The sequence below is a fragment of the Streptomyces sp. NPDC060000 genome, from assembly GCF_042737375.1.
GTDB lineage: Bacteria > Actinomycetota > Actinomycetes > Streptomycetales > Streptomycetaceae > Streptomyces.
Genome location: NZ_JBHWUU010000013.1, coordinates 110,579 through 123,286, shown reverse-complemented (window position 1 = coordinate 123,286; position 12,708 = coordinate 110,579). Strand labels below are relative to the sequence as shown.

Below are 12,708 nucleotides of genomic sequence, written 5' to 3'. Positions count from 1 at the left end.
TCGACCCCGACCGTGCCTTCGCACCACCGGTAGATCTTGCTGCCTGAGCGCCTACTTGACCCGCCAGCGACATGAGATGTCTTCGACTGCTCGGCGACGGTGTGGTCGCGGGTGGGGACCAGGGTTCCGTCGACGATCAGCACGGTGTCCTTGCGGAACCGCTTGCGTTGCTGGAGGGCGAGCGCGGGTCCGAGGTGGTCGATGATGCGGTCGGCGGCGGACTTCGACACCCCGAACAGCGGCGCCAGTTGGCGCAGGGTCAGGTTGGTGCGCTAGTAGGCGGCGACCAGCAGCACGCGGTCCTCCAGCGGCAGGCTCCACGGCCGGCCCTTGCGCACCGGATCCGCACCTTCGCGCCGGAGCGCGGTGATCAGCTTGCCGAACTGTCGCGGGCTCAGCCCGGTGAACGGGGCTATCCAGGAGGGCTCCGACGCCGTGATCACACCAGACACAGCAAGACGGGAGGCGTGCAATTCCGTCCCTTGGTGTCCTCGGCTGTCCAGGTGGGTGAGTGGCAGCGGCAGCCAGTGTGGCTTGTCGCGGTTGTGGTGGTCCAAGTTCCGTCAGTGCCGTGGGTTCGGGTGGTCGCAACGGCCCTTGTGACAGCGGTGACTGGACCGCGACAAGAAAGCCCACAACTGTCAGTGGGCCTGTCCGGTCTCACTCTGCGTGGACGGCGACGACCGGCCGTCCCGCCATGACATCAACAGGGGGAACACCATGAAGTCGATCCGCCACAAGGCAGCCACCGCTGGCGCCCTTGCCGTCCCGGCCCTGGGCGGCACGCTCGCCGCGACCACGCCGGCCTCGGCCGCCACGGCTGGCGCCTACAACGGGGCGTGCGGCAAAGGATACGAGGTCTTCACCTCGACTCCGATCAAGTCCTCGCAGACCACCGTGGCCGCCACCACGTACGTGGCCTACAGTTCTGCGGACGGGCAGTGGTGCGCCGTCACCGTGCGCAGCAAGCCCGGTGCCCGCGTGTTCATGGAGGTCACCCTGGACACCTGGCCGACCAGCAGCACCCCTGAGAGGGATGCCGGCTCCTACACGACCTTCGCTGGCCCGGTGTACAAGGACCTGCCGAAGCCCGGCCTGTGCATGACCTGGAGCGGTTCGATCGACATCAACTACAACTCCGACCGTGGCCTGTGCCCCTGACCTGACGGCTGCCGGCGTGGCCGACCTACGGGCCGGCTACGCCGCCTGCCCCGCGGGCCGATGAGCAACATCACCATCAGCGGCCTGGTCCCCGAGGTCGACCACGTCCTTCGCGCCCGCTTCGGCCGACCCTCACCGATCACCAGGGCCCGGCGACCTGACGGTCGCCGGGCCGCAAAACGGTGTCGTCAAGCGGATGATGCATCCGCAACGGGGAGCCGTTCCGTTCCGCCGCCGAAGGGGAGGAAGACAGTGCGGCTGGCGAGGAACCAGGTGCCGTCGATCTTCCGGAAGATGTCCTCGTAGTGACCGACGTTCGCCGGGAGCCTGGGCTCGACCATTCCACCTGAGTAGCCATCGACCCGGTATGTCGTCAGATACGAGACGGCCCGCGCTGTCGCCTCGGACTCCACCGTGACCAGGATGTTCGTCATCAGACGACGCGACAGCCTGTCCGCCGGGCGAGAGGCGAAATAGGCGCGCAGAGCCTCGCGCCCCTCGATGCGCCGGTTCCCGAAAGGCCAGTGCCAGACACCATCGGGCGTGAACAGCTCGGCCACCGAACTCGGGTCGCCGAGGTCAAGGCGGTGGATGAAGTCCGCAATGATGCGCTCGCAGGCGCGTTCCGCGAGCATCCGCTCGACCGAGGGCATGACCTTGTCGTCCATACCCCTGTCTATCAGCCCCAACAGGTCCCAGGGCAACGGCTTTTCCGCACCAGCACCGGCAGGGCGCGCTCTTCGCTCCCCACCCTCCCCACTCGATTTACCAGCGGACGAACTGAGGCGAAGATCGGCCGTGGGGATTTTCGCGAAGCCTCATCACCGGCCGGCAACCAGACGCAGGTCAGGGGCGGGTGCTGAGGTGACGCACGTGCGGGCACCACTGGGTAAGGACGGGTGCCGCGCACCACTGGCACAGCGGCGTGCCGCTGTGCCCGAGCGCTGCCTCGGGGTTGTGGCGCCGTTCAGCCCTTGCGGGACGACATGGAGGTGACCGCCTTGGAGCCGATCCGGCCCAGGAGCGCGGCCAGTTCGGTGGGCGCGGACAGGAATGGGGAGTGGCCGGTGTTCAGGCGCTCAACCTGTGTGGCGCGGGTGGCCATCCGCTCCTGCAATGCGGGCGGGAGTGCCCTGTCGTCCTCGCAGAGCACATAGGTGGAGGGCACCGTCCGCCAGGCCGCCCGGGTCACCCGTTGCTGGAAGGAGCGCAGGCTCTGCGTGACGAGCCGGCTGACGGCGTCCTCGGCCTGCCCGTCGGGCAGGTCCCCGAACAGCGCGGTGCGGGGGTCGTCGAAGACGACGGGGGCTGTGCCGCGCAGATCCTCGGCCGCGTCGCCGCCGTGACCGTGCACGCTGAGCAGGGACTCTCCCTCCATGGGCAGATACGCCGCCAGGTAGACGAGGTGAGCGGCGGCAGGAAGGCCGGCGGCGGCCTGGGTAACCGGGAGGCCGCCGTAGGAATGGCCGACGACGATCACCGGACCGTCTGCCTGCCGCAGATGACCGGCTATCGCATCGGCGTCGTCGTACATCCCGGCGGCGGGTGTGCGCTGCGGTCCGGCACTGGGCAGGTCCACCGTCCGAGCCGTCCAGCCGTCGGCCGCAAGGGCCTTCCGCAGGAGGTCCCAGCACTCTGACCGGTGCCAGGCCCCGTGGACCAGGAGGAACGAGGGGCGCGGTGCGGTGGTGGGGAAGGCGTCGGCAGTGGCCGTTGCATCGGTGGACATGATGAGACTCCTGAAGTGTTCGGTGAAACGCATGCCGGCAGGGGGGCCGGATGTGCGGTGCAGCCGTCGGCGGTTCGGCCGCGTGGGCGGCTCGCGGAGACGGGCTCTAGCTTTGCTGCGCCGTGCCCGCCTCCAGCCGGGGACCGCCGCCGTGCTCCCTGCCGTCGCCAGCCGCCGCGCGTCGGCCGGTTTCCACGCCCTCGGCGTCATCCGTGCCTTGCCAACCATCTTTCGCGCTCTGACCGGCATCGTCTTTCGGCGTGCCCTGCTCGCGGGCGGTGGCGTGCCCCGCGGCGGTCCTGTGCGACGGCCATAGGAAGAACAGGACGATCAGTCCGCCGATCGCTGCCGCCAGTGCCGAGGTCAAGAACACCCGATCGAGGCCGGTGGCGAACGCCGTGTGCACCAACTGGTGAACCGCGCCCCGGTCGGCGGCGGGCGCCGCGTCCACCAGGCGTCGGGCCTGCCCGGCGGCCAGTGCCGAGGCACCCTTCTGCGGATCCGGCACCGTGCCGGTCCGGGCGAGCACAGCGGCCGCCCGGCTCGTGAAGACCGTGCCGCACACGGCGATGGCCAGGGTCATGCCCAGTTGACGGAACGTGTTGACAGCCCCGCCGGCCATCCCCGCCTGCTGCGGCGGCACGGAGGAGGTGGCAGCCGAGACCAGCACCGGCGTGGCCAGGCCGACGCCGATCCCGGTGACCGCGAGCCCTCCCATGAGTGCGGTCTGCCCCGCGTCGGGCGTCATACCCGCACGCAGGACCAGCATGCCTACCGCGACGGACAGGAGTCCGACGCCGATCGGCAGATGCGGTGCTAGCCGCTGGAGGTGACGGCCGGCCACGGCGGCCACGAGGAACGAAGCACCGGCCAGCGGGGTCAGGGCGAGGCCCGCCCCGACCGGGCTGAGGCCCAGTATGGACTGCAGCCACAGGGAGACCAGCACCAGGCAGCCGAAGGCGCCGCCCTGCAGCAGCAGCGCACCGCTCATCAAGGCGGCGAACGAGGGGCGGCGCAGCAGCGCGAGGTCCATCATCGGGACGCCCCCGCGTCGCGCCGTACGGTGCTCGATCACCACGAACGCGATGAGAGCCGAGGCGGTGACCGCGAAGGTCGTCAGGGTCTCGACCGAGGCCCAGCCCACCTCCCCGCCACGGATGAGCCCACAGGTGAGTGTGGCCGCGGCAATGGTGAAGGCCGTCGCACCGGGGATGTCGACACGGGCCCGGGTCCCGCCGAGCCGCACACCGTGGCCGGAGGTCCCGACGAGCTGGTAGGCGGGTCGGTCGGCACGCACCACCCGCAGCGTCGTGGCGATGGCGACAGCGGCGATCGGAAGGTTGACCCAGAAGATGGTCGGCCAGCTGAAGTGCTCGGTGAGCAGCCCGCCGAGCAGAGGCCCCGCGGCTGCGGCGGCTCCGTTGGCCGCGCCCCACACGCCGAAGGCCGTACCCCGGTCCCTGCCCTGGTAGGAAGTGAGCAGCAGGGCGGGAGCGGTGGCGAACATCGCGGCGCCGCCGACGCCCTGCACCACGCGGGCTGCGATCAGGACCTCCGCGTCGGGGGCGAGGCCGCACGCCAGAGAGGCCAGGCCGAAGACGCCCAGACCGCAGACGTAGGAACGCCGTTGGCCGAAGCGGTCCGCGAGGGAACCCGAGGCCAGCAGCAGGGCGGCGAGCGCCAGGGCATAGCCGTCGATCACCCATTGCAGAGAGGTGAAGGAAGCGCCGAGGTCGGCAGCCATGCTGGGCAGTGCGACGTTCACGATCGTCACGTCCACCAGCAGGATGAAGGCGCCCAAGCAGACCGCCGTCAGGGGCCACCATTTGCGCATGTCGAATTCTCCGTTCGGATTGAGCAGGTGTTCCGGGACCGAGTCCCGACCGTGATCGAGCCCGGGCGAACTGCGGCGGGCCGAGCCGGCCGGCGGGTGATCACGCGAAACAGCTTCGAGCCCTCACAGGCGATATCGTGAGCCAGAATGCTTGTCGTGCGCGGATCCGACAGAATGGGCCAGATGGCGACCTATCTCGACACCCCGAGCCATGAGTACCGCAGTCTGTCGGAAGAAGACATGGAGCTCGTGCACGCGCTGCAGATCAACGGGCGGGCCTCGTTCCGGGAGATCGCCGACGTCCTCGGAATCTCCGACCAGACCGCTGCGCGCCGCTGGGCACGGCTGCGGTCCGCCGGGAAGCTCCGGGTCCTCGGCCTGACCGATCCCCTACGGCTGGGGGACTCTGTCTGGCTCGTGCGCGTACGGTGCACGCCGGATGCCGCGTCCTCCCTCGGGAAGGCGATGGCACGGCGCACGGACACCACCTGGGTCAACCTGGATTCGGGCGGCACCGAGATCTCCTGCTCGGTACGCACCCGCAGCGCCGGGCCGGAGGAGTCCCCGCTCCTGCAGAAGCTGCCGCGCACACCACAAGTGGTGGACCTGTCCGCGCACTGCTCACTGCACGTCTTCTTCGGCCGCGACCTCGGCCCGATCAACAAGCGCGGCCCGCTGACGGCCGCACAGGTCGCGGCGCTCACGCCCCCTGACACACCGGACCGGGCCACGGACGCCACCCCACCGGTGCCCCTGGACGACAGCGACCGGCAACTACTCGACCTGCTGGCCCGGGACGGGAGGGCTGCAACGGCGGACCTGGCCGCCGTGACCGGTCTGTCCCCCTCCACCGTGCGCCGGCGCATCACCGAACTCAGATCGGCCGGCGCCCTGTACTTCGACATCGAGTACCACCCGGACATCCTCCAGCAGGACTTCCGGGCCGCCCTCTGGCTGGAGATCGACCCGTCCCGCCTCGCCGAGGCGGGAGCGGCACTCGCCGCACACCCCGAAGTCGCCTACGCCACCGCCACGACGGGCACGGCGAACCTCTACGCCAGCATCGACGTGGCGACCGCCCAGCTCTTCTACCGCTACCTCACCGAGTCGGTCGCGACCCTCCCCGGCCTCCGTCACACAGTGACCGCCCCCATCCAACGCACCCTCAAAGGACCCGGTCCCTACCTCCCGACGACGGTGTGAACGACGACCGGCATTTGCCGTCTGGTCATGGCTGGCGGAACGACACCGCGTCGAACGGGTGGCGGGGCGGGTGCCCTTAGGGCGTGCAGATCTTTAACTCGTGGCTTTCCGTGCGGTGGTTCGTTGGTCTGGCATGAGCGGGTTGAATGGGCAACGGGCCGTTTTGGCAGCCAAGTTCGAGGCGATTCTGCAGCACCTCGACGAGCGGCAGCGTCGTCTGCTGATAGGGGCGGAGGCCCAGTCTCTCGGCCACGGCGGGATCAGAGCAGTCGCCCGTGCCGCCGGTGTCCGTGAGGCCACTGTGTCTGCCGGAGTGCGGGAACTCGACTCCGGAGAGGCCCCGTTGGGACGCATTCGACGTCCCGGCGCCGGCCGCAAACGCGTCGTCGACCGGAACCCAGCCGTTCGGAAGGCACTCCTCATGCTGTTCGAGCCCGACGTCCGCGGGGACCCGATGTCGCCACTGCGCTGGACCACCAAATCCACTCGCAAGCTCGCCGAGCAGCTGACCCGGCAGGGCTGCACGATCTGCGCGGATACGGTGGGCGACCTCCTGCGGGAGGAGGGCTTCAGCCTGCAGAGCAACGCCAAGACCCTGGAAGGCAAGCAGCTCCCCGACCGGGACACACAGTTCCACTACCTCAACGAACAGGCCCGCGACCACCAGGATGGCGGGGCTCCGGTGATCAGCGTGGACACGAAGAAGAAGGAACTGGTCGGCCCGTTCAAGAACAACGGCCGTGAATGGGAGCCGAGAGGCGAGCCGGTGCGAGTCGACACCCACGACTTCCCCGACCGCGAGCTGGGCAGAGCGGTGCCCTACGGCATCTACGACGTCGCCGCGAACACCGGCTGGGTCAACGTGGGCACCGACCACGACACCGCCGCGTTCGCCGTCGAATCGATCCGCCGCTGGTGGAACGGCGCCGGACGGGCCACCTACCCGACGGCCGGCCGACTGCTGATCACCGCCGACGCGGGCGGCTCCAACGGATATCGCACCCGCACCTGGAAGACCGAACTCGCCCGGTTCGCCGCCGAGGCCGGCCTGACGGTCACCGTCTGCCACCTGCCTCCCGGCACTTCGAAGTGGAACCGGATCGAGCACCGGCTGTTCTCCCACATCACCATAAACTGGCGTGGAAGGCCCCTGACCAGCCACGAAGTCATCGTCGAGAGCATCGCCGCGACCACCACCAAAACCGGCCTGACCGTGCACGCCGAACTCGACACCAACCCGTATCCCACCGGCATCCAGGAATCTGCCCGGCCCCGGTCGGCGGTAGCCCTGCGGCAGGGCCGAGGAAACGGGATCACTGAACGCGGCGGGCGGGGGTAGACGGTTTCGGCAAGGTTTCCCGCACGGAAGTGATGCCCGATTCCCATGGCCAAGACTGAGAACGAGACCGAGACCGAGACCAAGTCCGAGACCCGAGATGTTGTTGAGCTCATTCTCCAGGACCACCGGAGAATGGAGGATCTCTTTCGACTGATGCGCAGCGTCGAAGCCGATCGGGCGGCCGCCCTGCGGGAGTTCGCCGATCTGCTGATCGCGCACGCGCTGGCGGAGGAGGCGAAGGTGTATCCGGCCCTCAAGCGCTACAAGAAGATCGAGGACGAGGAGGTGGAGCACGGCGAGGAGGAGCACGAAGAGGGCAACAAGGCACTCCTTGACCTTCTGGAGGTCGACGAGGTCGGTTCCGAGGAGTGGGACACGAAGCTGGAAGAGCTCGTGGAGGCCGTCACCCACCACGCCGACGAGGAGGAGCGCACCATTCTCAATGGTGCGCGCGAGAACGTGGCCATGGAGCGTCGCGAGGAGCTGGGCGGGGAGTTCCTGGCCGAGCGGGAGCGTCAGCTGAAGGCAGGGTGCGGCGCGGTGGACAACGTGCGCCGTATCGTCGGTTCCTGACCGCTGTCGGCCGGCGCGCCTTGAGGCATGCGGCGATGCGCGGACGGGGGAGAGGCGCCGACGCACAGGCGCCTGCCGCGTGCCGCCCGCCGCGCGGCAGCCCCGGCAGACCTGTCCCGGAGGGGGCAGGCCTGCCCCCTCCGGGACAGGCGCGTACCGCTGGCGATGGGCGGCTCAAGCCTCGCGGCGGGGCGTGCGCAGGGTGACAGAGAAGGCGTGGCTGCCCCGCCGGGCGGTCACCGCTGCGAAGAAACCGCCCAGGCATTCAATCAGGGGCTATAGAAAACAAATCTGGGGTTATAGAAGACATCGGTGAACGCGCGGTCGAACCGCCGCGCTGCCATGTCCTCGCGTTGGATCACCCAGTGGACGGTGGCGCTCTCCCAGCCCTCCACGTCCAGGCCGGTATACCAGTCGGCCAGGAGTACCCAGCCCGAGACGGTCAACGTCTCCAGCGCCGTGGCCTCCCTGACCCGGCAGGCGGACCCGGACATCGTGATCGAGCCGGTCATGGCGGCCTACTCGCCGTCGAAGTCGTTCCTCAATGCCGTCACCGTGCAGTACGCGCGGCACTTCGCCGGTACGAACATCCTGATCAACGCCGCCTGCCCGGGCCTGGTCGCGAGCGACTTCACCAGCTTCCACGGGCCCCGCACTCGTGAGCAGGGCGCAGCCACGGCGATCCGGCTCGCCACGCTGCCCGACGGCGGACCGACCGGTTCGTTCTTCGAGGACGACGGAGTCATCCCCTGGTGACCCAGGGCGTGTATCGGAAGTGGATCAGGTCGTAGTAGCGAGTTCGACGGGGTGGCGGGCCGTGCCGGCAGGATCAAGGACTGATGCAGGTGCGCGCCGGGCAGGTAGGCCACATGCCGGCCGCTTTCGCGTGCCCTGGCTGCAAGGTCGTCGTACGGAGGGCCGAACAGCAGGTAGGAGCAAGGACGGCCGTCCCAACCGTCGGGGACCGGGATGTGCTGTTCTGCGCGGCCGCGATCGGCTCCGCCCGCCGCGCCCTGGGCGTCCGGACCCGGTGGGCCAATAAGGTCACCTCTGGTGACGTACGGCGCCTGTGGCCGTGGGCCGGCCGGTCGCCGCGGCCGGCCGGCTTCCGTACCGTCGGCGCTCATCGCCGCGAGAGGGGACCGGTCCGGGCTGTCGACGGGGTCCGGTCCAGCCCGCTGTCGCCGCCGACGGGGCTCGTCAGTCGGGGATCGTGGCGACGTCCGGGCCGCCGTCAGGCTTCCAGCATGAGCTGCAGCAGCTCGCGCAAGGACTCGCACTGCTCCGTGCTGAGCCGACCCAGCGGGGTGCCTGCGAAGGGCATGCGCGCGCGGAGGTCGGCGATGGCAGCGCGACCGGCCGTGGTGGCGGCGACGAGTTTGACGCGGCGGTCGCCCGGGTCGGGTCGGCGCTCCACCAGGCCACGGCCCTCCAGGCGGTCGATGATCGCGGTGACGTTGGAGGGCTCCGCGTGCAGGTGGTCGGCGATGTGGCGCATCGGGACCGGGTCCTCGGTGGCGAGCAGCGCCTTCGCCTGGAGCGGGGTCAGTTCGTGGGCGGTGGCCGCAGCCTCGGACTCCTGCGCGTAGCGGCGGTTGACGGCCGCGAAGAGACCGACGATCTCCCTGGTCAGCTCATCCGATGGCTTGGGCATGAGATGAGTCTACCAATGTGCTTGACAACGTGAAATATCGCGGTCCATAGTTATGGGAAATAGTAGTTATGATCCATAAGTAAGGCGTGGAGAGATGAGCATCAAGACCGTCCTGATCACCGGTACGTCCTCGGGTATCGGCCTCGCCGCCGCCGTAGCCACTGCGCAAAGCGGCTGGCACGTCGTCGCCACCATGCGTGACACCACCAGGGCGGGCGCGCTGCTGGAGGCGGCGGAGACGGCCGGGGTCAGCGTCGAGATCCGCGCGCTGGACGTGACCGACCCGGCCTCGGTCACGGCCTGCCTGGCCGGCCTCGACCGTCTGGACGCCGTGGTCAACAACGCCGGCGCCGGACACCTCGGCACGCTCGAGCAGGAGAGTGTCGAGGACGTGCGGGCCGTCATGGAGGTCAACTTCTTCGGCGTCCTGCACGTCACCAAGGCGGCCCTGCCGATGCTGCGGGAGAGCAAGGGCCGCGTGGTGACCGTGACCAGCGTCGGCGGCGTGGTCGGCCAGCCGTTCAACGAGGCCTACTGTGCGGCCAAATTCGCGGTCGAGGGCTTCATGGAGTCTCTCGCCCCGGTAGCGGCGACGGTCGGCGTGGCCGTCAGTGTGGTCGAGCCGGGTGCGGTGGCCAGCGAGTTCGTCAGCAACGTGGGCGGACGCGACACCGTGCTGGAGCAGGCCGGCCCGTATGCGCCCGCGTTGGCCGCCTACCTGGCCCGTACCCGCGACGCCTTCGCCGCCGCGCAGACGCCGCAGGGCGCGGCGGCATCGATCGTCGAGCTGCTGGAGGCCGAGCAGCCCGTCTTCCGGGTACAGACCTCGGACGCCGCGCGAGCGTTCACCGCCGCGAAGCTCACGGACGGTGACGGCTCGACCGTGCAGGCCCTGACCAGCGCGTGGATCGCCTGACTTCGCGGGCTTCACGCACCCGACGCCAGGCCCGGCGGAATCTCCGGCACTCACCGATACATCCCGCGCTCGTGGGCAACGTTCGGGGGTAGGCGGTCCGGGCATCGAGGAAGACGACCTCGCCTCGGGTGCGGCCGGCCTCACGGCTTCCGTCGGAGAGACGCGAATTCGGGAGTGCTCGACGGTGGCCTCTCGGACAATGATCGTCATGACGCCCCTTCACCTTCACACCAATCCGCTCTTCTCTCGGCTCGCCGATGCCGAACGGATCCTCGTCGCGGGCGCGGGCGGCGGGTTCGACATCTACTCCGGTCTGCCGCTGGCTCTTTCGCTCCTGCATCAGGGCAAGGAGGTGTATCTCGCCAACCTCTCCTTCAGCGCACTCGCCGGGCTTCCCCTCGACGACTGGGCTGCTCCCGACCTCGCTGTCGTCACTCCCGACTCCGCTCCGCACCAGAGCTACTTCCCGGAACGGACCCTGGCCCAGTGGCTGCGCCTGCACGGCTACCCGGCCACCGTGTACGCCTTCCCCCAGACCGGCGTACAACCGCTGCGCAGCGCCTACCAAGCGCTGGTCGAACTCCACGGTCTCGATGCGGTAGTGCTGGTCGACGGTGGCACGGACATCCTGTTGCGCGGTGACGAAGCCGGTCTCGGTACGCCGGAGGAGGATCTGGCCAGTGTGGCGGCGCTGGCCGGGTTGCAGGGCCTGTCGAACCGGTTCGTGGTGTCGGTCGGCTTCGGCGTGGACGCCTACCACGGCGTGAACCATGTGCAGGTCCTGGAGAACATCGCCGCGCTGGAACGCGACGGCGCGTACCTCGGCGCGTTTTCGATACCGCGTGCCACCCGGGAAGGCGCGCTCTACCTCGACGCGGTGGCGCACGCCCAACACCACACCCCCGAGCACCCCAGCATCGTGAACGGCTCCATCGCCGCAGCCGTGCGCGGCTCGTTCGGCGACGTCCAGTTCACCGACCGTACTCAGGGCAGCGAACTGTTCGTGAATCCGCTGATGTCCCTCTACTTCGCCTTCGACCTTCCGGGCCTGGCAGCCCGTTGCCTCTACCTGGACCGGATCGAAGACACCCATTTGATGCGTCAAGTCCACTCCCGCATAGCCGAGTTCCGCGAAACCACCGTCACCCGTCCTCCTCGTCGCTTCCCGCACTGAGGTGTGTCTCTTGGGTCGGGTGGAGATCAGGCACCGCCCATGGCGGGGCCGCAAAGGCGGGCACCCGACCGTCCGACCGGCTACGACACCGAGGCGTACAAGCAGCGCAACACCGTCGAACGCTGTATCAACCGCATCGAGCAGTGGCACGGCCTGGCCAGGACGGGGCAGCGAAGTGGCCATCGCCCACCAGGCTGCACTCCACCTCGCGGCCACCGTCCTCTGGGCACGACGCTCCGACGCGGTCTCCGGCACCGTCATTGCTGGAGCAGGGCTCACAGTCGTGGATCGCCAGGACGTTCGAAATCCGTGCCGGTCGTCGCTTCCTGGCCGTCGTGGGGGAGGGGCACGCGCGTGCTGTCACTTCCGGACCACCGGGCCGGTCGCCCATCGCCTCCCGTCCGCCTGCCGTGCCCGTTTCGGGTGCCTCGCCCGCGCTGCGGACATCGGGTGGTGCGCTGATAGGTCTCGGCGCCGACCTGGCGCTGGGATCGCTGCCGCGCAGCCGACGCCACTGAACTTGGCCTCGCGATCATCGGCGCGATCGTGCTCGCCATGTCGTTGGCCGAAGGCTCGGCCAACGACTGGTTGCCCCTGCTGATGGTCGACGGACATGGCATGGACGCCACATCGGGCTCCCTCGTCTACGCCGGATTCGCCGCTGCCATGACGTTGGGCCGTTTCAGCGGGACGTTCTTCCTCGACCGCTTCGGTCGTACCGCTGTGGTGCGCGCCAGCGCCGTAGGCCTGCTCGTCGTGATCGTCGTGATCGTCTCGGACAGTGCCGTCCTGGCCCGTGTCGCCGTGCTGCTGTGGGGACTGGGCGCCTCGCTCGGCTTCCCCCTCACACTCTCGGCGGCCGGGGAGTCCGGACCCGACGAGTCGGCCCGGGTCGCTCTGGTCGCCACCATCGGCTACGTCGCCTTCTTCGTCGGACCCCCGGGCCTCGGCTTCCTGGGCGACCACATCGGACTGCGCCCTGCCATGTTCGTCGTCCTGGCCTGCGTCGCCTGTGCCGCGTTCCTGGCCCCGGCCGTCGACCCCGGGTCCCGCAAGGCCGGCACCGCGCCCGCGCACGACGGCGCCACTGAGGCAGCCGGTCGCTGAACGGCTGCCCGCTGACGT

9 protein-coding genes and 5 pseudogenes are annotated in these 12,708 nt (G+C 69.4%); 9 read left to right on the top strand and 5 right to left on the bottom strand.

Features of this window, described 5'->3' with window-relative positions:
• Positions 1–80: 80 nt before the first annotated feature.
• Positions 81–452, bottom strand: a pseudogene (locus ACFWBB_RS10130) (transposase family protein); the annotation flags it as partial.
• Positions 453–720: 268 nt separating this feature from the next.
• Between ACFWBB_RS10130 and ACFWBB_RS10125 the strand changes: the two are divergent.
• Entirely contained in the window at positions 721–1,161 is a 441-nt protein-coding gene (locus ACFWBB_RS10125; protein ID WP_385269072.1) for a hypothetical protein, read from the top strand.
• Positions 1,162–1,349: 188 nt separating this feature from the next.
• Here ACFWBB_RS10125 and ACFWBB_RS10120 read toward each other — a convergent pair whose 3' ends face one another.
• The 3 genes from ACFWBB_RS10120 to ACFWBB_RS10110 all read right to left on the bottom strand — a co-directional run bounded on the left by ACFWBB_RS10120 (position 1,350) and on the right by ACFWBB_RS10110 (position 4,724).
• Complete coding sequence (locus tag ACFWBB_RS10120) at positions 1,350–1,829, bottom strand: nuclear transport factor 2 family protein (protein ID WP_385269070.1); 480 nt, start codon at positions 1,827–1,829, stop codon at positions 1,350–1,352.
• 299 nt (positions 1,830–2,128) lie between these two features.
• Entirely contained in the window at positions 2,129–2,890 is a 762-nt protein-coding gene (locus tag ACFWBB_RS10115) for an alpha/beta hydrolase (RefSeq protein WP_385269068.1), read from the bottom strand.
• A gap of 106 nt (positions 2,891–2,996) precedes the next feature.
• Complete coding sequence (locus ACFWBB_RS10110; RefSeq protein ID WP_385269066.1) at positions 2,997–4,724, bottom strand: MFS transporter; 1,728 nt, start codon at positions 4,722–4,724, stop codon at positions 2,997–2,999.
• 183 nt (positions 4,725–4,907) lie between these two features.
• Here ACFWBB_RS10110 and ACFWBB_RS10105 point away from each other — a divergent pair, with 183 nt between their 5' ends.
• The 4 genes and pseudogenes from ACFWBB_RS10105 to ACFWBB_RS10090 all read left to right on the top strand — a co-directional run.
• Positions 4,908–5,927, top strand: coding sequence for an Lrp/AsnC family transcriptional regulator (locus ACFWBB_RS10105; protein ID WP_385269064.1), 1,020 nt, complete (start codon positions 4,908–4,910; stop codon positions 5,925–5,927).
• A 133-nt stretch (positions 5,928–6,060) separates the two neighbouring features.
• Positions 6,061–7,218 (top strand): annotated as a pseudogene (locus ACFWBB_RS10100) (ISAzo13 family transposase); the annotation flags it as partial.
• A 93-nt stretch (positions 7,219–7,311) separates the two neighbouring features.
• Entirely contained in the window at positions 7,312–7,839 is a 528-nt protein-coding gene (locus ACFWBB_RS10095; protein WP_385269062.1) for a hemerythrin domain-containing protein, read from the top strand.
• A gap of 420 nt (positions 7,840–8,259) precedes the next feature.
• Positions 8,260–8,595, top strand: a pseudogene (locus ACFWBB_RS10090) (SDR family NAD(P)-dependent oxidoreductase); the annotation flags it as partial.
• Between the two features lie 478 nt (positions 8,596–9,073).
• Here ACFWBB_RS10090 and ACFWBB_RS10085 read toward each other — a convergent pair.
• Complete coding sequence (locus tag ACFWBB_RS10085; RefSeq protein WP_385269060.1) at positions 9,074–9,493, bottom strand: MarR family winged helix-turn-helix transcriptional regulator; 420 nt, start codon at positions 9,491–9,493, stop codon at positions 9,074–9,076.
• A gap of 94 nt (positions 9,494–9,587) precedes the next feature.
• Between ACFWBB_RS10085 and ACFWBB_RS10080 the strand changes: the two genes are divergently transcribed.
• The 4 genes and pseudogenes from ACFWBB_RS10080 to ACFWBB_RS10065 form a co-directional block, all read left to right on the top strand.
• A complete protein-coding gene (locus ACFWBB_RS10080) occupies positions 9,588–10,409 on the top strand; it encodes an SDR family NAD(P)-dependent oxidoreductase (RefSeq protein WP_385269058.1) in 822 nt (273 codons plus the stop codon).
• A 199-nt stretch (positions 10,410–10,608) separates the two neighbouring features.
• Positions 10,609–11,583, top strand: coding sequence for a DUF1152 domain-containing protein (locus ACFWBB_RS10075; protein ID WP_385269080.1), 975 nt, complete (start codon positions 10,609–10,611; stop codon positions 11,581–11,583).
• 57 nt (positions 11,584–11,640) lie between these two features.
• Positions 11,641–11,815 (top strand): annotated as a pseudogene (locus ACFWBB_RS10070) (IS5/IS1182 family transposase); the annotation flags it as partial.
• Positions 11,816–12,108: 293 nt separating this feature from the next.
• A pseudogene (locus tag ACFWBB_RS10065) lies at positions 12,109–12,690 on the top strand (MFS transporter); the annotation flags it as partial.
• Between the last annotated feature and the right edge of the window lie 18 nt (positions 12,691–12,708).